The organism is Martelella sp. AD-3, assembly GCF_001578105.1.
Taxonomy (GTDB): domain Bacteria; phylum Pseudomonadota; class Alphaproteobacteria; order Rhizobiales; family Rhizobiaceae; genus Martelella.
In genome coordinates this window covers 240,238-260,462 of sequence record NZ_CP014276.1, presented here as the reverse complement: position 1 = coordinate 260,462, position 20,225 = coordinate 240,238, and the positions used below count along the sequence as shown (strand labels likewise).

Genomic DNA, 20,225 nt, shown 5'->3' with positions numbered 1-20,225 from the left:
GTTCCGGCTCTTTTCAGGACCAATCCGCGTCCGTCCGCAGGGCGGACGCGGATCGCCGCAGCGTTATTCGGCCGAAGCCTTGCGGGCCGTTTCGAGCACGGCTTTCGCCGCCTCGGGGTCGCTCTGCTCACCGATCCACCTGTCGGCAGCGCCCGAAAGCGCGTCGTTCCAGAGGGCCATGTCGGCTTCCGTCAGCGCGACGAAGTCAACCTTGCCGGCAGCGCGGTAGTCGGCCTCGATCGCGGCGTCGGCGGCATCGACGGTGGCTGCGATCTTTGCCGCTTGGCTCGTTCCCGACATCGCGTCGATCACGGCGCGGTCGGCCTCGGGCAGGGCCTCATAGGTCCTCTTGTTCATCAGGATCGCCATCGGCTGGGCGGTGAATTTCAGCGTCGTGATCGATGGCGCCACCTCGTCGAGGCGGAAGGTCTTGTAGGCATCCATCACCCAGGCGGCGCCGGAGACCACGCCGCGCTCGAGATTCTCATAGACCTGCGGCGCCGGGATGGAGACGCCCGAGGCCCCGAGCATTTCGTAGAGCGTCGAGCCGAACTGCGAGGGCGTGCGCAGCTTCAGTCCCGCCATCTGGTCCGGCGTCGTCACGCCCTTGCCGGTCATGAACAGGCGGTAGCCGGGCGTGGTGAAGAGCGCGATGACCTTGTAGTCAGCATATTCCTTTTCCAGAGCTCCCTTGTCCCAGAGTGCGCTCAGAATGTGCGTGCCCTGCTCGGAGCTTCGGGCAAGGCCGGGCACTTCCACCACGCCCGACATCGGAAAGAGGCCCGGCGTATAGGTCGGCACCACCAGCGCGACATCGGCGACGCCGGCCTTCACCAGTTCGGCCTGGGCTGGCGGCGCGCCGAGAATGGCGCCCGGATAGAGCTTGAAGGCGTTGCCCTTCGAGAGCTTCGCATTGACCGCATCGATCCAGGGCTGCAGGATCTGCGCGGAATAGAAGCCCTGCGGCGGCTCGTGCGAGGAGACCCGCATTTCCCGGGCCTGCGCCGCAAGCGGCGCCCCGAGAACCAGCGCCAGGGCGGCGGCCTTTAACAAAAGTCTGAACATCATTCTTCCTCCCGTGATGACAGTTCGTGAAACTAGAATGCGTGGCTCGGAAGCCAGGTGACGATGGCCGGGATCGCGATGATCACCGACACGCGGACGAGATCGGCCAGGACGAAGGGGGTAACCCCGCGCCAGAGTTCCACCATCGAAATCTCGCGATTGGTGGTTTTCAGGACGAAAAGATTCATGCCGACCGGCGGCGTGATCAGCCCCATTTCGACAACCATGACCGCGAAGATGCCGAACCAGACGAGATCGATGCCGGCGCTGCTCGCGATCGGCACGAACAGCGGCACGGTCAAAAGCAGCATGGCGAGGCTGTCCATCAGCGTGCCGAGCACCAGATAGATCGCCAGCATCAGCAGGATCACCAGGATCGGCTCGCCGGTGATGCCGGAGAAAAGGCCGGTGAGCGAGAAGGGCAGACCGGAAAGGGCCAGAAAGAAATTGAACAGGTTGGCGGCGATCAGCACCAGATAGAGCGCGCCGCAGGTGAGCGCGGTATCCGTGGCGGCGGCGAAGAAGCCGGAGGCCGTCAACCGCCTGGAGAGGAGCCCGTAGGCGAGCACCACCGCCGCGCCGACGGCGGCGGTTTCATTGGCGGTGAAGATGCCCGTATAAAGCCCGCCCATGATCAGGCCGAAGATTGCCGTCGGCGGAACGAGTTCGCGGATCGCCGCCAGACGTTCGGCTGTGCCGGCCTTGTCGCGCTTCGGCGCTTTCGACCAGCCGAAAGCGATCGGCAGCCAGATCGCCAGGCAGTAGAGCAGGACGGCAAGAACGATCGGTCCGGCGGTCGCGAGCAGCAGCGAGCGGATCGACTGTTCGGCGATGAAGGCGTAGATGACCAGCACCGTCGATGGCGGAATGAGAATGCCGAGCGTGCCGCCGGCGGCAACCGATCCGGCCGAAAGCGAGGGCGTGTAGCCGGCCGCGCGCATTTCCGGCAAGGCAATGCGACCCATGGTGGCGGTGGTGGCGAGCGAGGAGCCCGAAATCATGCCGAAACCCGCGGACGCGCCGATGGTGGCGAGCGCCAGCCCGCCGCGCCGGTGGCCGATCAGAACGGCCATCGAGCGGTAGAGGCTTGAAGACAGTCCGCTGCGGGCGGCAAGGTTGCCCATCAGCACGAACAGCGGCAGCATGGTGAGCGTGTAGTTGGTGACGCTGTCCCAGACCGTCGTCGCCCCCATGGCGACCATGCCGGAAACGCCGATGATCAGCGCCGTGCCGGTGATGCCGACGAGGCCGAGCGCCACGGCGACCGGAATTTCGAGAAAGATCATCAGGATGGCGGCGGCAAAGCCGGCGCCGCCGAGGAAAAGCCCGCTCATTCGCCTGTCCCCCTGCCTTTGAACTCAAGCCAGAGCCCGACCAGAGCCGCAACCGCGGCCGCCGCCAGCGCGGCGGTGACGATGATAAGAAGCAGCGGCATCGGCAGCCGCAGATCCGGCGTCGTTTCCGGCGACCCGATCTTGGAAAGCGCATTGGCGGCAACGATCCAGAGCAGCAGCGCGGCGAAGACGGCCGAGGCTGCCGCGCCGAGAAGGCCGAGCGGCCGCGACAGGCGGCCGGGCATCAGTTCCGACATCAGCTTTGCCGAGACATGGGTGCGCGTCGCGTAGCAGACCGGGATCGACAACAGCGCGCCCAGCCCGATCGAATAGGAGGTGAGCTCGATCGCCGCCGGAACGTTGCGTCCGAAAAGCGCGCGCATAGCGACATCGGTGACCGTGACGCCTGCGCCGACGAGAAAACACCCGGCCGCAACGGCCAGAAGAACCGTCGACACGATTGTCTTGCGTCTTTCGGCCATCAGATCTGCCTTCCGCCGGCACAGGGACACTGCCGGCCCCGCATGACAGTGCGCGCTTCGTGTTCATTATGCTGCATACTTCCTCCCGGTCGATGCACTGCTTCCTCCATTTAAGCTTCTAGAAGCAAGAACCCGAAAAAGGGAGGCGCAGCATCAAACTGTCCGCCAGGCGGACGCATTGCTTGAGCCAGATCAATGCGCCGCGACCACCGAACGTCTTCCGCCGTGCGACCGGCAGGACCTTGATCGGCTCGGGCGCCGTTTCTTCCATGCCCGGCACAGTCATTCGCGATCGCGCACGGGCTCGAAGCATGCTTGACTTTCGTCTAGTAAAACTTTACTAAAGCTTACTATCGCACGCCGGACAGTTCGTGGAGGGACCGCCGGCGGCGAGGGAGGAGACAGAATGGCCGGGATCGAACTCCGCCGATTACGCAAATCCTACGGGGCTTTCGAGGCCATTCCCGCCATCGACCTCACGATCGAGGACGGCGAATTCTGCATATTCGTCGGACCATCCGGTTGCGGCAAATCCACATTGCTCAGAACGATCGCGGGCCTTGAGGATGCGAGCGCAGGCGAGATCCTGATCGGCGGCGAAGAGGTCAGCCGACGCCACCCGGGAGAGCGCGGCGCGGCGATGGTCTTCCAGAACTATGCGCTCTACCCGCACATGACCGTGCGCCAAAACATGGGCTACGCGCTCAAGATCGCGAAAAAGCCGAAGGAAGAGATCAAGGCAACGGTCGAGCGTGCCGCCCGCACCCTCGGTCTTGAGGATCTGCTGGAGCGCAAGCCATCCGAACTTTCCGGCGGCCAGCGACAGCGCGTGGCAATCGGGCGGGCGATCGTGCGCGATCCGAAGGTGTTTCTCTTCGACGAACCGCTTTCCAATCTCGATGCGGAACTGCGCACGCGCATGCGCCTCGAGCTTGCCGACCTTCATCGTTCGCTCGGGGTCACCATGGTCTATGTCACCCATGATCAGGTCGAGGCGATGACGCTCGCCGACCGCATCGTGGTGCTGCGCTCCGGGCGGATCGAGCAGGTCGGCTCGCCGCTCGACCTTTACGACAACCCCGAAAACCTGTTTGTCGCGCGCTTCATCGGATCGCCGTCTATGAACATTCTGAAGGCAGAGGCCGAGGCCGACGGCATCCGCCTGACCGGGATTGATTGCCCGCCCTTGCCCCGGCCGGATTTCGTCCCGGCCGCGTGGCGCGGCCCGCTCGGCATCAGGCCCGAACACCTTCGGCTCGGCGCCGGCGGAATGGAGGTCCGTCTGCGCGCCGTCGAACATCTGGGCGGCGTCACCTACGGCTATGCGACGCTTGCGGACGGAACCGAGCTCTGCGTCGATCTTCAGGGCCACAGGAAGATGGCGGCCGGAGACAGCGTCGCGCTCGCCATCCCCACGGAGCGGGCATTCTTCTTCGACCAGAAAACGGAGAGAAGGCTCCGTTAGCGCGTTTCCGGACGGAAACCGGTATCCACTTTTCCTGGAAACGCTTTAACTTTCAGCACGGGAGGACATAATGCTGAAATCGATACTCAAGGGCAGCGCCGCAACGCTGATTGCGTCCGGCATCATGGCCGGTGCGGCGCATGCCGAGGAAATCCGCATCTATTTCAATGCCGGCCACGGCTATGACACCTATCTTGAAGTCTTCGAGGAGTTCGAGGCCGACAATCCCGGCTGGACCGTCGCCTTCGAACGTTACCAGTGGCCGGACCTGCGCACCAAGCTGGTGGCCGATTTCGCCGCCGGCAATCCGCCCGACCTCGTTGCAGAACCCGGCGCCTGGGTGCCGGAATTCGCCCAGCAGGGCCTGCTCTACAACCTCGACGATCTTGCAGCGCGTGACAGGGCGGAATTCGACTATCCCGGCGACTGGCAGGACGCCTCGGTCAGGAAGAATACGGTCGACGGCTCGCTCTACGGCGTCCAGATCCACCTGACCTGCGCGACCCTGCTCTATAATGTCGATATGCTCAAGGAAGCGGGCTACGACAATCCGCCGACGAACTGGGAAGAGTTCCGGGAGATCGCGAAGGCGACCACCAGGAACGGCGTCTTCGGCTTCGTGCCCAATGCGGTCTGGGCCTATTCCATGCCCTGGGTGATGCAGAACGGCGGCCGGTATTATGATCCCGAAACCGGCAAGATCGCCTTCGGAAGCGAGGCGGCGGCAGAGGGCGTGCAGTTTCTGTCGGACCTGATCCATGAGGACCGCTCCGCCCCGGTTCCCGTCACGGGGGCCGATTACGAGGGCCCGCAACGGCTCTTCACCGCCGGTCGCGCCGCGATGATCATCACCGGACCCTGGGACATCAACCCCATTCGCACCGGCAATCCCGACCTTAACTGGGCGGTTGCGCCGTCGCTGAAGGAAGTCGAGCAGGCAACGATCCAGGGCGGCGTCAGCCTGATGATTCCCAAGGAGGCGCAATATCCCGAACAGGCCTGGGACCTGATCAAGCGCCTGACGGCCGTCGATGTCGAGGTCGCCACCTCGCTGCAATATTCGATGACCATGCCGCGCAAGTCCTGGCTGGAAGATCCTGAAGTGCAGGCCGATCCGATTCTCGGCCAGTTCGGCGCCTGCCTTCCCTATTCGCGCGACGTCACGCTCGAGCTGCGCCAGGCCGGAAAGTACAATCCCGCCATCGACGAAGTGCTCAACGGCGCCATTGACGAGGTCCTGTTCGCCAATGAGCCGGCGGCCGAGGTGCTTGCCGCGGCCGAGGATGAGGCCAACGCGATTCTTGCCAACGAATGAACAGGAGCATGCCCCGGTCGCCGGTTGCGCCGGGGCATGCCGCTTTCTATCGGGGAATAACGGGATGACCTACAAAACCAGGCGGACATTGACAGCCTATGCCTTTCTGTCGCCGGCCATCGTCTATTTCCTGATCTACTTCTTCTGGCCGATCGCGATCGAGTTATGGGCAAGCTTCAGAAGCGGCCAGCCGCTGATCGGCGACTCCGCCTTCGTCGGGCTGAAGAACTACGCCCATATCCTGAATGACAGGTTGGCGATCAAGGCCATCAAGGCAACGCTGATCTACGCGATCGGCAGCGTGGTCTTCACGCTGGTTCTGGCGCTGGGGCTTTCGGCGCTTCTGGTCGGCCCGGTCAGGGCGCGCAACGGCATACGGGCAATCCTGTTCTTCCCCTACATCATCTCCTTCGTGATCTCGGCGCTGATGTGGCGGGCGATCCTCGATCCCTATACCGGACTGCTCAATGCGGCGCTCGCAAGCGTCGGTCTTCCGCAGCAATTCTGGCTGGTCAACCCCGATACGGCGATCTGGACGCTGATCGCGGTCTCCGTCTGGAAGGACCTCGGCTATGCGGTGCTGATCTATATCGCCGCCATCCAGGGCATTCCCGCCCACCTCTACGAGGCCGCACGCATGGACGGCGCCAGGCGCCACCATCTGTTCCGCGACATCACCCTGCCGCTGCTGATGCCGACCACGCTGTTTCTCGCCGTGGTCATCATGATCGCGTCGCTCCAGGAAATGGCGTTGCCTTACCTGATGACCCAGGGCGGACCGGCAAATGCCACGCGGCTCTATTCGCTGCATGTCTATGAAACCGCATTTCAGGGTCTCAATATCGGTTATGCCTCCGCTCTCTCCTTCGCCATGTTCATGCTGATCCTGTTGATCACATGGGCCCAGTTCAAGCTGCTTCACCGCGACATAAGGCACGTATGAGGACGACATGGCCCGCAAGGACAATCACAAAACAGCATCGAAACTTCTGATCTACCCGCTTCTGGCCTTCTTCGTCCTGATGGCGGTTTTGCCGTTCCTCTATATGGTTTCGCTTTCGCTGCAGAGCGACGCGGAGATGTTCTCCGGCCAGGTGGTCGTCATTCCCGAGAGCCTGCAGTTTTCGAACTACGTGACGATCTGGGAAAAGGCGCCTTTCGCGCGCTTCATGCTCAACTCCCTGATCGTGGCCGGAACGATCACGCTGCTGCATGTGCTGTTCGATCCGCTGATCGGCTACGTCTTTGCCAAGATGGAGTTTCCGGGAAAGCGGTTCATGTTCGTCTCGCTGCTGGCGACGCTGATGATCCCGTTCTTCATCAGGCTCATCCCGCTTTACGTGATGACGGCAGAAATGGGCCTTCTCAACACCTATCCGGGCCTGATCCTGCCCTTTGCCATGAGCGCTTTCGGCATTTTCCTGATGCGCCAGTTCATCATGCCGATCCCGGACGACCTGGTGGCGGCCGCCCGGCTCGACGGGGCGAGCGAGTTCAGGATTTTCATCGATATCGTCCTTCCGCAGCTCAAACCCGCGATCGCGACGCTGGCGCTCCTCACCTTCGTCTTTCAGTTCAATGAGTTCATCTGGCCGCTGGTGGCCGTCTCATCCGAGAGCATGCGTCCGATCACCACCGGGCTTACCCTTTTCAACCAGGAATTCTTTACCCAATGGAATCTCACAGCCGTGGGCGGCATGCTTCTGTTCCTGCCCTGCTTTCTGCTCTTCGTCATCATGCAGCGCTATTTCGTGCAGAGCGTCATGCTCTCCGGCATGAAGTGAGGGAGAGGTCATGACGAAACGCCCGAATGTACTGGTCTTCTTCACGGACCAGCAACGTTGGGACACGGTCGGCGCCCATGGCAACCCTCTGGATCTGACCCCCAATTTCGACCGGATGGCCGAGAGGGGACGCTTCATCCGCAACTCCTTTACCTGCCAGCCGGTCTGTGGACCCGCCCGCTCCGCCTTCCAGACGGGCAAATACCCGACCACGACCGGTTGCTATCGCAATGACATACCGCTGCCCCCCGGCGAAAAGACGCTTGCGCACTATTTCGGCGAGGCCGGCTACGAAACCGGCTATATCGGCAAATGGCATCTGGCGGAGACCGACCCCGTGCCCCAGAGCCAGCAGGGCGGCTATGACCACTGGCTTGCAGCCAATATCCTGGAGTTCACCTCCTGGCCCTATCAAACCGATCTCTTCGATCGCGAAGGCGAGCGTCACCGTCTGCCGGGCTACCGGGTCGATGCGCTGAGCGATGCGGCAATTCGCTATATCGACCGGGAGCGCGACAAACCCTTCTTCCTGTTCCTCTCCTTCCTGGAGCCGCACCATCAGAACCAGGACGACAACTACCCGGCGCCGGTGGGCTACGCGGATCGGATCGCCCGGCGGATCACGTCCTACCCTTCCGATCTCGACACGCTGGGCGGCACGACGCGGGAACACTATCACGGCTATATGGGCATGGTCGCGCGGCTCGACGAAGCCTTCGGCCGCATTCTCGACGCCCTGATCTCGCGCGGCGAACTCGACAATACCATCATCCTGTTCACCTCCGATCACGGCTGCCATTTCAAGACCCGCAACGCCGAATACAAGCGCTCCTGTCACGAAGCCTCGATCAGGGTGCCGACGCTGCTGGCCGGTCCCGGGCTCGACGGCAAGGGGGATATCACCCGTGCCGCCTCGCTGATCGACCTGCCGCCGACCTTGCTCGATGCCGCCGGCATCGCCGTACCGGCCGCGATGGAAGGGCGGTCGCTCCTCAGGCCGACCGACCGGCCTGAGGACGAGGTGTTCATCCAGATCAGCGAAAGCCAGGTCGGGCGCGCGCTCAGGGCCGGCCGATGGAAATACTGCGTCGCCGATCCTGACGCCGACGGCTGGAGCGACAGCGCCAGCCGGCGCTATGTGGAAACGCACCTCTACGATCTGGAGCGCGACCCGGTCGAACTTGACAATCTCGTCGCCGCGCCCGACTACGCTGAGGTTCGGGACGAACTGGCAAAACGGCTTGCCGCCCGTATCATCGCGGCCGGCGAAGCGCCCGCGGAGATCGTCCCGGCAAACTGACGGGCAGAAAGGGACGGGTGCATGGTAACGCTGAAGGAGATCGCCAAGCGGACCGGGGTCGCGGAATCAACCATCTCGCGCATTCTCAACCGCGATCCGACCCTTTCGATCTCCGATGAGAAGCGTCGCCGCGTGGTCGAGACGGCCGAAGCGCTGCAATATGTGATGCGACGGTCGCGAAGCAGCCGCAAGGAGGATGCGTCGATCGCGCTGCGCCGACCCGGCGACCTCCGATCGGTGATGATCGTGCACTTTCTTTCCAGTGCTTCCGAACTCTCCCAGCCCTTCTATGTCGGCCTGCGCCAGGGCATCGAAGCGCGCGCGGAAGCCTATGGAATGGCGACGACAAGGCTCTTTGCCGGCGAATTCGATCCGGCGATGCTTACCCGTGGGCGCAATGTCGGCATCATCTCCGTCGGCGATCTTCCCGACGGCCACCTGGAGGCGATCCGCGCGCTCGGCGTTGCGACCGTGCTTGCCCATCCGCAGGAAAGGCCCGTCGATGTCGACGTCGCCTATGTCGACCTTTGGAGCGCATCCACCCGGCTTTGCGAATGGCTCTTGACGCGCGGCGTCAGGCAACCGGCCCTTGTCGGCGTCCAGGGCCCGCAGTCGCGGCGGCTGGCGGCGTTCCGTTCGGTGATGTCGGAGGCCGGCCTGTTCGACCCGGACTATGTCACCTATGCAAGAGACTCTTCGGACGACGGGCAAGACCAGATACGTACCTTGTTTTCGCGGCTTGCGGATACCGGCAAGCCACTGCCCGACGCCGTGGTGATCTATGCGGACCGCACCGCGGTCGAGGTCTATCGCGGACTTGAAAAGGCGAAACTGTCGATCCCCCGGGATGTCCAGGTCGTCGCATTCAACGACAGTTCGATTGCCCACATGCTCGCGCCCGAGCTATCCACCCTGCGTCTGGAGGCCGGCGTCATCGGAGAGACCGCGGTCGACCTGCTGATGGAAAGGCATGGCGGCCGCAAAGCCGCGAAACATGTGCAGATTCTGCCCACCATCATCGAGCGCGGCAGCACACGCAAACCATGATTTTTCGGCCCGGCCGGCCGGCCTGAAGCTGTGGTTCCGCTGAAGCCTTTGTCGAAGATCCTGTCCATCCGTCGGATCCACGCTCGGCGGCCGCTTGGAAAAGCGGCGATGCGAACGGCTCATCCGCCTTCCGGGACGAGAAGGCGATCAGTTCTGGCCGGCGTCGAGGCGCGCGACGCCCGAGAGGCCGGGCGCGCGCATAGCGCGCTTCCGCTTTTCCTGGAAACGCTCAAAAACCTACTCGATCGCCAGCGTCATGTTGACGGTGATCGTGTAGGTGTTCTCGCCGGCGGCGATCGGCGGCGCGCCTTCGGCCTTCGCCATCATCATATCGGACCGGGCGAACATCATCGGCTGCGGCATGGAGCTTTGCTCCGAAATCGACAGCACATTGCCGAGCGAGACGCCGGCGGCCTCGGCAAGCGTCTCCGCCTTGGCGAGCGCCCTGGCGACGGCCTCGCGCCGCGCCTCGTCCTCGGCCGCGGACGGATCGCTGTTGGAAAGGGCGATTCCGCCGCCCGAATTGACGCCGAGAGCGACCGCGCGATCGAGCACCGCCCCGAGTTTTGCAAGGTCGCGCACCCTCACGTTCAGCCCGTTGCGCACCTCGTAGCCGACGATCTCGCTTTGCGTCGAGCCGTCGGAGGCCTTGACCTGCTCGTAGCGCGGGCTGACGGAGAAGTTTGCGGTCTGGATATCCCTTTCCGCGATACCGTCCTCCTTCAGGGCTGCGATCACCTTCTGCATGGCGCTCGCATTGTCGGCCATGGCGGTTGACGTGTCGTCCGCCTGGCTGATGACGGAAAGCGAGACAGTCGCCATATCCGGCACCAGCGTCGCGTCGCCCTCGGCCGAGATCGAGATCGTCGCCGGATTTTCCGGGGATTGGGCAAGCGCAGCGCCGCCTGCGAACGGAAGCGCGAGAACAAGCCCGGCGGCTGCGATGCGAACCGGAAGATTGGCCATGGGAAATCCCTCCTTGAAAAAAGCCGTGAGCGAAGTCTTGTCCGGCAATTGTGAAGCCAATGCGGCAAAACGGGCGCCCACGCGCCGGATAGCCGACTGCCTCGGTCCGCCTTGCGTAGCAGCAAGGATTGCCTGCGGCAACGGACAACCTGTTTCGAAGGCGGTCGATGACCACCGCATCGCGCCGCCGCCGCCCCTTGGGTCGATGGAAATGTCCTTTTTCGAAGGCCGATGTTTGCCGCCGGCATGTGGCCTTGACGACCGGGCGGCGGCAAGCGGGCGACGCGCGCGCCGCAGCCTTCTCCCCGGCGCGGAAACGCGCGGCCTTCCTGTTGGCGGAGCGCCTCGTCGGCAAGCCTCGGCGGGATCGCAGGCACGACCGCGGCGAGGCTTGCCGTGGTTTCGAATTTGGGGTAGTCGGAAGAACCGCGCCGGGAGCCATTGCCGGCGCGGCGCCGGACAAACCGTCTGACGTCCGGACGGGCCTGTAGCTCAATGGTTAGAGCCGGCGGCTCATAACCGCTTGGTTGGGGGTTCGAGTCCCTCCAGGCCCACCATCCCTGAATTTTGAAGTTATTGTCGTCCGACATCGAAACACCGACTTTGCGACAAAAGACGGCTTTTGTGCAGCCACCGACGGTGATGCCTTGGAGCCTGACGTGCCACTGAGAATTTCCTCCAGAATGGATTAGAGTCCGGCCTATTAAGGGACGGACGAATGTGTAGCGCGCAAAATCGATTGGCGCGGCGCGCAACATCATTTGGCAGCAGTTCCAATACAGCTTTCAGTCTCGTTTAGGTGGCTTTCTGCAGGACCCATTCGGACTGGTGGTCGGGATATAGTTTCGGCTTTTGTGGGTGCCGAGATCGCGCAATTTGGCGTATCAAAAACCGCCCAGACTCTAGTCGCAGCCGGATGAAAATTCAGTGGCAGGTCAGTGGCTTGCATCCGACGTTCCGTATTGCGCGAAAGGGGGCGCCGTATACGGTCATTTGGCTCCGGGGAGACGTTGGCGTGATCGCATTTCAGACAAGCGCAACCGCGCGTATCGGGGCGCCGCTGCCGTTGACGATGGGAAGCGGCAGGCCGATGAGGGTCGAAAAGGCCGGGAGTAGGCCGAGATTATTGAAATTCTCGCCGATCAGAATGCCGTTTGCGAGAAGGGCACGATGAGCGGGGAAATAATCGGTTCGGGAACAGTCTATGGAAAGACAGTCACAGCCGACCATTTTAACATCTCGGTCGACCAGATAAAGCGCGGCATCTTCCGAAAGCCCAGGCCAACCGGCCAGAAACAATGCGTGGTCGGCAACGAAATAGCGATCCCAACCGAAATGGAAGAACACGGCATCATCTGCACGAATGGCGCCGTTTTGCGCTTCCCAGGAGGCAATGTCATCGGCGGTGATCAGGGTGCCAGCGGCCCTTTCGGGAAATTGCAGACAGGCAAGCCTGAGCGCCAGTTGCTTAACCGGAACCTGATCAATGGAGGCGCCACCGGCGACGAAATGTACAGGGGCATCGAGATGGGTGCCCGTATGCTCGCCAAGGGAAACAGCGTAAAACTTACTGACGGCGCCGGTCTCGTAGCTCTCGCACAGATCGTGACACATTGGCGGATGTCCCGGCCAGACGGGCATTTCGGGCGACAATGTATGGGTCAGGTCAACGTGTGTATAGCCAGCTATCAGCGCGCTGAGAGCATGCTCCATGATCACTCCTGGTCCTCACTAAGATCAAAAATCTCCGGCTTGCTGCGGATAAGTCGCTCTATGGTGCTGTAGACCTCTCGCAGATGCTTCGTCATCGTATCGCTGGCGGACTGTGGGTCGCTCTTCCGGATTGCCTCGGTAATTGCCTTGTGCTGATTGAACAGGTCGTCGACGTGAAGCCGGTTGTTGGGCAGACTCAGATATCGGACGCGGTCAAGCTGGCCTTTGACGTGTTGCAGCATTTTCCACGTGCGGTGCAGACCGCAATGCTCGCACAAGGTCTCATGGAAAGCTTCATCGTATTTCAAGAAGCCGTCGAGATCCGAAACGCCGATAGCTGCTTCCTGCTGGGCAATCAGCCGGTCGAGCCGGGTCATGAGTTCGTCGGTGACCGTTTCCGCCGCCCGTTTTGCGATCGAGGTCTCGAGCGCCTCCCTGATAAACTGCGCTTCCTTGACCTGATTGACGCGGATCGGTGAGACAAATGTGCCGCGCTGCGGAAGAATATCAACCAACCCCTCTTCGGCAAGACGGATCAGCGCCTCACGGACCGGTGTGCGGCTGAGACCCAGACGGTCGGAAAGATCCTTTTCGCTGAGCCTCACCTTGGGCGCGATCGACAGCGTGAGGATCTCGCTGCGAAGATAGCGATAGAGTTGGGTCACGATCGGCTGCTTGGGGTCAAACCATTCCCGCCAGGATTCCCGCAATGCCGGTATACTTTCAGTCGCCGCCAACTGGGTCATGTCGTACTTTCTCGTTTCTGGTCCTGCTGACATGCAACGGAAGTCCAGCCGTTTTTGTCATCAGATTTACTGATCAAACAGCCAACGCGGGCATCATTTTCGTAAACAACAATTGCTAGCGTCCTTTCTCGATAAGCGGCCAAAGGCCCAAAAATGGCGCAAGCCTAATTTGTCCTTCTGTCTTGTCACAAAATCACGTCGCAATCAACACTTGACGTACTACCATGGTAGTAATAGTAGTCTTGTGCGGTCGGTTGTCTGGAGGCAATGACCGCTCAATGCATTTTATGGAGGAACAAATGCATCTCTCAAATTCACTGTCATTGGGCGTTGCCGCCGTTGCCCTGCTTTGTGCCAATGGCGTGATGGCTCAGGTCGCCGATGGCGACACCAGCACGATGAAGATCGGGTTCAGCAATTCCTATTCCGGGAATTCGTTTCGCCAGGTCATGAACCAGAGCTTCGAGGCGATTGCCAAACAGGCTGTCGCGGATGGAGTGATCGCCGATTACGGCATGGTCAGCGCCAACAACAACGTGACGGAACAGGCCGGCCAGATTCAGAACATGATCCTGGAAGGGTACGACGCGATCGCGATCCTGGCGGGGTCCGATACGGCGCTCAACGGCGCTGTTCGCGATGCCTGCGACGCTGGGATCACCGTTGTCGTCTTTGCGGGAACGGTGACAGAAGACTGCGCCTACAATGTCAACTACAACTGGGCGTCGATGGGCAAGCAGGAGATCGACTTTGTCGCCGGCCAATTGGGCGATAAGGGCAATCTGCTCGAAATCCGCGGCATCGCCGGCGATTCCACCGACAAAGACATCTCCGATGGTCTGCACGAAGCAGCAAAAGCCTATCCCGACCTGAACTTCGTTGGCACCGTCTACGGACAGTGGACATCAACCGTTGCCCAGAAGGAAGTGGCAACCGTGCTGCCGACCCTGCCGGATGTCGACGCGGTCGTCACGCAGGGTGGTGACGGTTATGGCGCGGCCATGGCGTTTGCCGCATCGGGTCGCAAGATGCCGATCATCATCATGGGCAATCGCCAGGATGAACTGGCCTGGTGGAAGGAGCAGAAAGACGCAAACGGCTACAAGACCATGTCGCTTGCGGCGACGCCTTCCGTTTCGCAGATCGCGTTCTGGACAGCTCAGCAGATCCTGGCGGGCAAGGATGTTCCGAAAAAGGTCGAGGTCCCGCTGCTGACGATCAATGGCGATGATCTTGACGCATGGCTGGCCGCAACGCCGGTCGGCGGGGTCGCCAATCCGACCTACACGCAGGATCTGGTCGTCAAGATGATCGACGCCAACAAGAACGGCGAGCCGCTGCCTACGACACCTGCTCCACAACAATAAGCCGAAGGGTCGGACAATGACTTCTCAAACAGTCCTCAGGCTGGCGGGGATCTCCAAGGCCTTCGGTCCCGTAAAGGCATTGACGAACGTCAACTTCACGATCTCCCCGGGAGAAGTCGTCGGACTTGTCGGCCACAATGGCGCCGGCAAGTCCACCCTCGTCAATGTCATGATGGGCAACCTGCGGGTTGACTCCGGCCGGATGGAAATCGGCGCAAATGCCGAGATCCGCTGTGTCTTTCAGGAGCTCTCGCTGTGCGCAAATCTCGATGTGGTGGAAAATGCCCGCCTCGTGCATCGCGGGCTGAAAGGCCCCGGCTGGCGTCGGCGCGCGGCGCAGATGATGCGCGCCTGCCTCGATGAGATTTTTCCCGACAATGATATAGACGTCGACACCAGGTTGTCGCAATTGCCGATCGGGCAACGCCAGATGGTCGAGGTCGCAAGAGCTTTCTCCGAACTCGACAAGCCATTGGCAATGGTCATACTGGACGAACCGACATCGGCGCTTGGCGAAAAGGCGACCCGGCAGTTTCTCGAATACGTCAGAAAGACCGCCCAACGCGGGGTTTCGATCGTCATCATCACGCACCGGCTCAATGAAATCTATGCCGTTTCCGACGAGATCGTGGTGATGAAGGACGGGACGGTCGTCGCCCAGGCGCCGTCATCGGATCTGCCGAAAGACCGGCTTGTCGCCCTCATGGGCGGCAATGGCGGCCCTCGGCGACAGCGGCAAGAGCAGACCGGCAATGCCAGCGGCCCTATCATGGTGAGCGTTGCCGGCGCCGTCGAAGCCGTCGCCCGAAAAGGCGAGATCATCGGTTTTACCGGCCTTGACGGCCACGGCCAGCGCGAAGCCTTGCTGGCAATCCAGCTCGAGGGTCGCGGAACGGAAGTCCCGACCAGCTTCGTTGCCGGGGACAGGCAAAGCGATGGCGTGTTGCCAGTGTGGACAATCGCCGAGAACCTCACGATTTCCTGTCTCGGAGCGATCCGGCGCGGCTTGTTTCTTTCCCATGCGGCCGAGCAGGCCTTCGCCGAAGACTGGCGGCAACGAATCGGGATTCGCGCCCGCGATGTCAATCAGCGCCTCACCGAACTGAGCGGCGGCAACCAGCAGAAGGTGCTCCTGGCCCGTGCGCTTGCAGCGCCAGCGCCCATCGTCCTGCTTGATGACCCAATGCGGGGCGTGGATATCGGCACCAAGGCCGAGTTCTACCGCATCATCAAAGAGGAAGCCGATGCCGGGCGAACCTTCGTGTGGTTCTCCACGGAGGTCGAGGAGCTGGAAAACTGCGATCGGGTCTATGTCTTCCGCGAAGGTCAGCCCGTTCACTGCATCGATCACCAGTCGTTGTCTCAAGAGGCCATCATTGCAGCCTCGTTTCAATCCTGAAGGGTGTGCCCCACATGACTACCGTTTCCGCCTCTCTGGCAGGGGGCAGGATCAGGCGCTTGACGCCGGTCCTTCTGCCCCTCCTGATACTCGTCATGCTTGTCGGTCTGGTGTTCGTCCTGCGTCCGAACACGATGAGCTACATGGGCCTCAACCTTCTATTGAAGCTCTCTGTGCCCCTTATCTTTGCCGCGCTTAGCCAGATGCTGATCATTTCGCAGGGGGACCTGGACCTTTCGACCGGGGCCTATGTCGGCTTTGTCACCTGCATTTCCGCTGTCTACCTCGCCGACCAGCCGATGCTGGGCTGGAGCATCCTGATCGGCTCGGTTCTGCTGTACGGGCTTGTCGGGCTTGTCACCTGGTTGCGGCGGCTGCCGTCGATCGTGGTAACGCTCGGCATGTCATTCGTCTGGCTCGGCCTGGCCTTGTTCATCCTTCCATCGCCGGGCGGGCAGGCGCCAGACTGGCTGGTCGCACTGCCGCGTCTGCGCCCGGCGGTCATGCCGTTTCCTATCTGGACTGCCATTGTCTGCGTGATCGTTCTTGAATTCGGCCTGATGCGGTCTTCCGCCGGGGTCGTTTTGCGCGGCGCCGGCGGCAATCCCCAAGCGATGATGCGCGCGCGCTGGTCGGTCGCGGGATTGCGGGCCATTGCCTATCTGCTGGCCGGAGTTTGCGCGGTGATCTCCGGCCTGTTGCTCTCCGGGCTCACAACCTCCGGCGCGCCGAATATCGCGCCATCCTATACGCTGCTTTCGATTGCCAGTGTCATTCTCGGCGGCGGCGCCTTCGTGGGCGGCATCGTATCGCCCTTCGGCGCGGTTGTCGGCGCCATCACCCTCACACTGGTTTCCTCGGTCCTGACCTTTTTGCATGTGCCTTCGGTTTGGCAGATCGGCGCGCAGGGCGGCCTTCTCATTCTCGTGCTGCTGTTGCGCGGCCTTCTCAAGGGAGACGATCAATGACATCCGCCCTGTTTTCCCGCGCGATACGCAGGCCGCCGGTCGCCAGCTATGGATTTATTGCGGCTGCGCTTCTGTGGGGCGGGACCATCCTGATGTCGGACGGACGCGGCGCCACGGAAATGCTGGCCATCGCCCTTTCGTTTTCAATTTTCACGGTCACCGTTGGCACCGGGCAGATGTTCGTGATCGCGTCCGGCCCCGGCAATATCGACCTGTCCTGCTCCGCGGTCATCACGGCTTGCGCCTATCTGGGGATGAATGTGATGGGCGGTTCGTCCGTCATGCTGCCCCTTGGCATTCTTCTGTCGCTTGTCACGGGCGGTCTGATCGGCGGGTTCAATTATGGCCTTGTGCGCGCTTTGCGTATTCCGCCGATCATCGCAACGCTGGCAACGAGTTTTATTGTCATGTCGTTTGCGATGTGGGCAGGCGGGGACAGCACCGTCAAACCCCCGGCACTGCTTTCGCAGTTCATGGACTGGCGGATCGCCGGCGTTCAGGTGGTTCTGGTTCTCGCTCTGTTAGGCTCCCTGTGTGTGCATATCGTTCTTTCGCGCACGCAATACGGGCGTCATCTGCTTGCCGTCGGCCAGAACGAGCGCGCGGCACGGCTGGCCGGGGTCAGGACCGAGCGCGTCCGGATGATCGCTTATGTCGTGTCCGGCGTGATGGCGGGTCTCTGCGGCGTGCTGCTGGCCGGTTTTACCGGTGGCGCAGCGCTCAACATGGGCGAATCCTATCTGATGGAATCCGTGGCTGTCGCCGTTCTCGGCGGGACAGCCGTGTCCGGTGGCCGGGCCTCCGCCTTCGGCATCTGGGGTGCCGCGCTTTTTCTCAGCCTGCTTGTAACGCTGCTGAACACATCCGGCATCGCCGCCGGCTCGCGTTACATTTTCACCGGCATCACAATCCTCATCGTCATTCTGTTTGCCACGGAGCGCCGCTGATGCCTGTTTCTTCCGGTGGTTCGATTGCGGCCGCAGTGCTTCGTCTTCACGCCAAAGGCGACTTGCGACTTGAAAGCGAAATGTCGCCCCAGCCAGGGCCGGGCCAGCTTCGGCTATCCATGGAACGCGGCGGCATCTGCGGTTCTGACTTGCATTACTACGCCGAGGGCGGCGTCGGGAAAATCCGCGTGCGCGCGCCGATCATACTCGGCCACGAGGCGGCGGGCCGGGTCGAATCCGTCGGCCCGGACGTGGCGGGCTTTGAACCCGGCATGCTGGTCGCAGTCAATCCAAGCCGGCCTTGCGGCCATTGCCGGTTTTGTCTTTCGGGGCGCGAGCGGCACTGCTCGGATATGCATTTTATGGGCAGCGCGATGTTTCTGCCGCATGAACAGGGTCTTTACCGCACGATGCTGACGGTCGAGGCGCGACAGTGTTTTCTGCTTCCAGACGGTATCGGCGCTGACGAGGCGGCCTGCGCAGAACCGCTGGCTGTCAGCCTGCATGCGGTCTCCCGCGTTGCCGGCGGGCTGACGGGGCAGCGGGTTCTGGTCACCGGCGCGGGGCCGATAGGTTGCCTGACGATTGCCGCAGCAAGGGCTGCCGACGCCGCGCACATCGTTGCAAGCGATCTCAATGCGAAGCCACTCAAAATTGCACGGCGTATGGGCGCGAATGTGACGGTTGACCTGCGCGAGCGTCCCGACGGCGTTCTCGAGGAAGGTCCGTATGACGTGGCGTTTGAATGCTCGGCCGCGCCGCAGGCCGCAGCCAGTGCGGTCGAGGCGCTCGAGCCCGGCGGCGTGCTTGTGCAGGTCGGCGTTGCGGGCGTGGCGGAACTGCCGATGGGCCGCATGGTCGCCCGCGAGATTGCCTATCTCGGCTCCCACCGGTTCGACCGGGAATTTGCCGAGGCCGTGACGGCCATAGGCACGCGCCGCATCGACGTCCGCCCGATCATTTCGGGGACCTACCCGATGGCGCATGCCGACGAAGCCTTCAAGGCCGCACTGGACAAGAGCAGAAGTTGCAAGGTGCAGGTTGCCCTCGACACGCTCGACACACCCATTGAACGAGGAGAAAACTGATGCAGCGGACATGGCGCTGGTTCGGTCCCGCAGACCGCGTGACCATTGAAAACATGATGCAAGCCGGCGTGGAAGGTGTGGTTTCAGCCTTGCACCACGTGCCGACCGGCGCGGTGTGGAGCCCGGCGGAAATTGCGCAGCGCCAGCAGCAGATAGCAACCGCCGCCGGGGGCAAACCTTCGGGGTTGCGCTGGAGCGTCGTTGAATCGCTTCCGGTGTCGGAAGACATCAAGAAACAGAAGGGCGACTGGAAAACCCATATCGCCAACTGGAAGACCAGCATGCGGCACCTCGCCGAAGCAGGTATCGACGTCATCTGCTACAATTTCATGCCGGTTTTGGACTGGACCCGCACGGACCTTTCCTGGGAGCTGCCGAACGGTGCGCGCTGCATGCGCTTCGACCTCATCGATTTCGCCGCGTTCGACATCCATATCCTCTGCCGGACCGGGGCCGCGGAGGATTTTCCGCACGAGGTTCGCGAGGCCGCGGCGGCGCGCTTCGCGGCCATGGACGAGGCGGACAGGAAGCGGATCGCCGCCAATGTCGTTTTCGGTCTTCCCGGCGCTGCCGAAACCTTCACGCTTGAGGATGTGCGCGCGCAACTTCGCGAATATGATGGAATTTCCGAACAGCGCCTGCGCGCCCATCTGGTGGATTTTCTGTCCGAAGTTGCGCCTTTGGCGGAGAAGCTGGGCATGCGGCTCTGCTGCCACCCGGACGATCCGCCATTTCCCTTGCTCGGCCTGCCGCGGATCATGTCGACTGAAGAACACTATCGCCTGATACTGGAGGCCGTCGACCTTCCCTCCAATGGCATCACGCTATGCACCGGCTCGCTCGGCTCGCGCCCCGACAACGATCCCGTGGCGTTCATGAAACATCTCGGCGATCGGGTGCATTTCTTGCACCTGCGGAATGTCCGGATTGAAGGCTCGGCGATCATGAACGCCTTTTATGAAGACGAACATCTGAGCGGACATACGAATATGGCCGCAATGGTGGAGGCCGTCGTCGAAGAAGAGGCGCGGCGCAGGGCCACCGGCCGCACAGACTGGTCTATTCCGATGCGACCCGACCACGGCCACGATATCCTCGACGATATCGGACGAAAGGCACAGCCCGGCTATCCGGCGATCGGCCGGCTCAAGGGCCTTGCGGAACTGAAAGGTCTTTATGCTGCGTTTGAATATGCAAAGACCAAAGAAGGCAGCCAGATCAACTGAGTTTCACGGCGCG

General features: G+C 62.0%; 18 protein-coding genes and 1 tRNA gene. 13 read left to right on the top strand and 6 right to left on the bottom strand.

The genetic code is table 11. From position 1 onward, the window contains the following. Positions 1-63 precede the first annotated feature (63 nt). From AZF01_RS22255 to AZF01_RS22245, 3 genes are read right to left on the bottom strand one after another with little or no spacing between them, the layout of a single operon-like run. A complete protein-coding gene (locus tag AZF01_RS22255; RefSeq protein WP_200866641.1) occupies positions 64-1,068 on the bottom strand; it encodes a TRAP transporter substrate-binding protein in 1,005 nt (334 codons plus the stop codon). A 29-nt stretch (positions 1,069-1,097) separates the two neighbouring features. Beyond that, entirely contained in the window at positions 1,098-2,399 is a 1,302-nt protein-coding gene (locus AZF01_RS22250; protein WP_061449922.1) for a TRAP transporter large permease, read from the bottom strand. Further along, positions 2,396-2,881, bottom strand: coding sequence for a TRAP transporter small permease (locus tag AZF01_RS22245; protein WP_081725809.1), 486 nt, complete (start codon positions 2,879-2,881; stop codon positions 2,396-2,398). Before AZF01_RS22245 ends, AZF01_RS22250 begins: the two co-directional genes overlap by 4 nt. Positions 2,882-3,287: 406 nt before the next feature. On the opposite strand from AZF01_RS22245, the gene AZF01_RS22240 reads away from it, so the two are divergent. The 6 genes from AZF01_RS22240 to AZF01_RS22215 all read left to right on the top strand — a co-directional run bounded on the left by AZF01_RS22240 (position 3,288) and on the right by AZF01_RS22215 (position 9,792). Then, positions 3,288-4,346, top strand: a complete 1,059-nt coding sequence (locus AZF01_RS22240; RefSeq protein WP_024708738.1) for an ABC transporter ATP-binding protein — start codon at positions 3,288-3,290, stop codon at positions 4,344-4,346. A 70-nt stretch (positions 4,347-4,416) separates the two neighbouring features. Further along, positions 4,417-5,661 (top strand): ABC transporter substrate-binding protein, encoded by a 1,245-nt coding sequence (locus tag AZF01_RS22235; protein WP_024708739.1) that lies wholly within the window; start codon positions 4,417-4,419, stop codon positions 5,659-5,661. Between the two features lie 64 nt (positions 5,662-5,725). Then, positions 5,726-6,604 (top strand): carbohydrate ABC transporter permease, encoded by an 879-nt coding sequence (locus AZF01_RS22230; RefSeq protein ID WP_024708740.1) that lies wholly within the window; start codon positions 5,726-5,728, stop codon positions 6,602-6,604. A 7-nt stretch (positions 6,605-6,611) separates the two neighbouring features. Next, positions 6,612-7,445: a carbohydrate ABC transporter permease gene (locus tag AZF01_RS22225; protein ID WP_024708741.1), complete on the top strand. Its 834-nt coding sequence runs from the start codon at positions 6,612-6,614 to the stop codon at positions 7,443-7,445. 10 nt (positions 7,446-7,455) lie between these two features. Continuing rightward, positions 7,456-8,745 carry a sulfatase-like hydrolase/transferase gene (locus AZF01_RS22220; RefSeq protein ID WP_024708742.1) on the top strand — a complete coding sequence of 430 codons (1,290 nt, stop codon included), beginning with the start codon at positions 7,456-7,458 and terminating at the stop codon, positions 8,743-8,745. A 21-nt stretch (positions 8,746-8,766) separates the two neighbouring features. Further along, positions 8,767-9,792 carry a LacI family DNA-binding transcriptional regulator gene (locus tag AZF01_RS22215; protein WP_024708743.1) on the top strand — a complete coding sequence of 342 codons (1,026 nt, stop codon included), beginning with the start codon at positions 8,767-8,769 and terminating at the stop codon, positions 9,790-9,792. A 237-nt stretch (positions 9,793-10,029) separates the two neighbouring features. On the opposite strand, the gene AZF01_RS22210 is transcribed toward AZF01_RS22215, so the two are convergent. After that, complete coding sequence (locus AZF01_RS22210; RefSeq protein ID WP_024708744.1) at positions 10,030-10,758, bottom strand: SIMPL domain-containing protein; 729 nt, start codon at positions 10,756-10,758, stop codon at positions 10,030-10,032. Between the two features lie 481 nt (positions 10,759-11,239). On the opposite strand from AZF01_RS22210, the gene AZF01_RS22200 reads away from it, so the two are divergent. Continuing rightward, positions 11,240-11,315, top strand: a tRNA-Ile gene (locus tag AZF01_RS22200). Between the two features lie 469 nt (positions 11,316-11,784). Here the strand turns inward: AZF01_RS22200 and AZF01_RS22195 are convergent. Both AZF01_RS22195 and AZF01_RS22190 read right to left on the bottom strand, forming a co-directional pair. Beyond that, positions 11,785-12,471 carry a cyclase family protein gene (locus tag AZF01_RS22195; protein WP_024708746.1) on the bottom strand — a complete coding sequence of 229 codons (687 nt, stop codon included), beginning with the start codon at positions 12,469-12,471 and terminating at the stop codon, positions 11,785-11,787. A 2-nt stretch (positions 12,472-12,473) separates the two neighbouring features. Further along, entirely contained in the window at positions 12,474-13,217 is a 744-nt protein-coding gene (locus AZF01_RS22190; protein ID WP_081725811.1) for a GntR family transcriptional regulator, read from the bottom strand. Positions 13,218-13,516: 299 nt separating this feature from the next. Here AZF01_RS22190 and AZF01_RS22185 point away from each other — a divergent pair, with 299 nt between their 5' ends. Genes AZF01_RS22185 through uxuA form a run of 6 tightly spaced genes read left to right on the top strand, consistent with a single transcriptional unit; the run spans position 13,517 to position 20,212 of the window. Next, positions 13,517-14,584 carry an ABC transporter substrate-binding protein gene (locus AZF01_RS22185; RefSeq protein WP_036237478.1) on the top strand — a complete coding sequence of 356 codons (1,068 nt, stop codon included), beginning with the start codon at positions 13,517-13,519 and terminating at the stop codon, positions 14,582-14,584. Between the two features lie 16 nt (positions 14,585-14,600). After that, positions 14,601-15,983, top strand: a complete 1,383-nt coding sequence (locus AZF01_RS22180) for an ATP-binding cassette domain-containing protein (RefSeq protein WP_024708749.1) — start codon at positions 14,601-14,603, stop codon at positions 15,981-15,983. A 14-nt stretch (positions 15,984-15,997) separates the two neighbouring features. Continuing rightward, the gene (locus AZF01_RS22175) at positions 15,998-16,951 is read left to right on the top strand and encodes an ABC transporter permease (RefSeq protein ID WP_051424089.1); all 954 of its coding nucleotides are present in this window, start codon (positions 15,998-16,000) and stop codon (positions 16,949-16,951) included. After that, entirely contained in the window at positions 16,948-17,898 is a 951-nt protein-coding gene (locus AZF01_RS22170; RefSeq protein ID WP_024708751.1) for an ABC transporter permease, read from the top strand. The genes AZF01_RS22175 and AZF01_RS22170 overlap by 4 nt, the downstream gene beginning before the upstream one ends. Beyond that, entirely contained in the window at positions 17,898-18,986 is a 1,089-nt protein-coding gene (locus AZF01_RS22165; RefSeq protein ID WP_024708752.1) for an L-idonate 5-dehydrogenase, read from the top strand. The genes AZF01_RS22170 and AZF01_RS22165 overlap by 1 nt, the downstream gene beginning before the upstream one ends. Next, a complete protein-coding gene (uxuA, locus tag AZF01_RS22160; RefSeq protein ID WP_024708753.1) occupies positions 18,986-20,212 on the top strand; it encodes a mannonate dehydratase in 1,227 nt (408 codons plus the stop codon). The genes AZF01_RS22165 and uxuA overlap by 1 nt, the downstream gene beginning before the upstream one ends. Positions 20,213-20,225 lie beyond the last annotated feature (13 nt).

Bases quoted from the DNA above. Each gene is read 5' to 3' on its own strand.
- AZF01_RS22255 (WP_200866641.1), bottom strand. From the start codon at position 1,068: ATGATGTTCAGACTTTTGTTAAAGGCCGCCGCCCTGGCGCTGGTTCTC.
- AZF01_RS22250 (WP_061449922.1), bottom strand. From the start codon at position 2,399: ATGAGCGGGCTTTTCCTCGGCGGCGCCGGCTTTGCCGCCGCCATCCTG.
- AZF01_RS22240 (WP_024708738.1), top strand. From the start codon at position 3,288: ATGGCCGGGATCGAACTCCGCCGATTACGCAAATCCTACGGGGCTTTC.
- AZF01_RS22210 (WP_024708744.1), bottom strand. From the start codon at position 10,758: ATGGCCAATCTTCCGGTTCGCATCGCAGCCGCCGGGCTTGTTCTCGCG.
- uxuA (WP_024708753.1), top strand. From the start codon at position 18,986: ATGCAGCGGACATGGCGCTGGTTCGGTCCCGCAGACCGCGTGACCATT.
- AZF01_RS22175 (WP_051424089.1), top strand. From the start codon at position 15,998: ATGACTACCGTTTCCGCCTCTCTGGCAGGGGGCAGGATCAGGCGCTTG.
- AZF01_RS22170 (WP_024708751.1), top strand. From the start codon at position 16,948: ATGACATCCGCCCTGTTTTCCCGCGCGATACGCAGGCCGCCGGTCGCC.
- AZF01_RS22230 (WP_024708740.1), top strand. From the start codon at position 5,726: ATGACCTACAAAACCAGGCGGACATTGACAGCCTATGCCTTTCTGTCG.
- AZF01_RS22165 (WP_024708752.1), top strand. From the start codon at position 17,898: ATGCCTGTTTCTTCCGGTGGTTCGATTGCGGCCGCAGTGCTTCGTCTT.
- AZF01_RS22195 (WP_024708746.1), bottom strand. From the start codon at position 12,471: ATGGAGCATGCTCTCAGCGCGCTGATAGCTGGCTATACACACGTTGAC.
- AZF01_RS22220 (WP_024708742.1), top strand. From the start codon at position 7,456: ATGACGAAACGCCCGAATGTACTGGTCTTCTTCACGGACCAGCAACGT.
- AZF01_RS22215 (WP_024708743.1), top strand. From the start codon at position 8,767: ATGGTAACGCTGAAGGAGATCGCCAAGCGGACCGGGGTCGCGGAATCA.
- AZF01_RS22185 (WP_036237478.1), top strand. From the start codon at position 13,517: ATGCATCTCTCAAATTCACTGTCATTGGGCGTTGCCGCCGTTGCCCTG.
- AZF01_RS22245 (WP_081725809.1), bottom strand. From the start codon at position 2,881: ATGGCCGAAAGACGCAAGACAATCGTGTCGACGGTTCTTCTGGCCGTT.
- AZF01_RS22180 (WP_024708749.1), top strand. From the start codon at position 14,601: ATGACTTCTCAAACAGTCCTCAGGCTGGCGGGGATCTCCAAGGCCTTC.
- AZF01_RS22235 (WP_024708739.1), top strand. From the start codon at position 4,417: ATGCTGAAATCGATACTCAAGGGCAGCGCCGCAACGCTGATTGCGTCC.
- AZF01_RS22225 (WP_024708741.1), top strand. From the start codon at position 6,612: ATGGCCCGCAAGGACAATCACAAAACAGCATCGAAACTTCTGATCTAC.
- AZF01_RS22190 (WP_081725811.1), bottom strand. From the start codon at position 13,217: ATGACCCAGTTGGCGGCGACTGAAAGTATACCGGCATTGCGGGAATCC.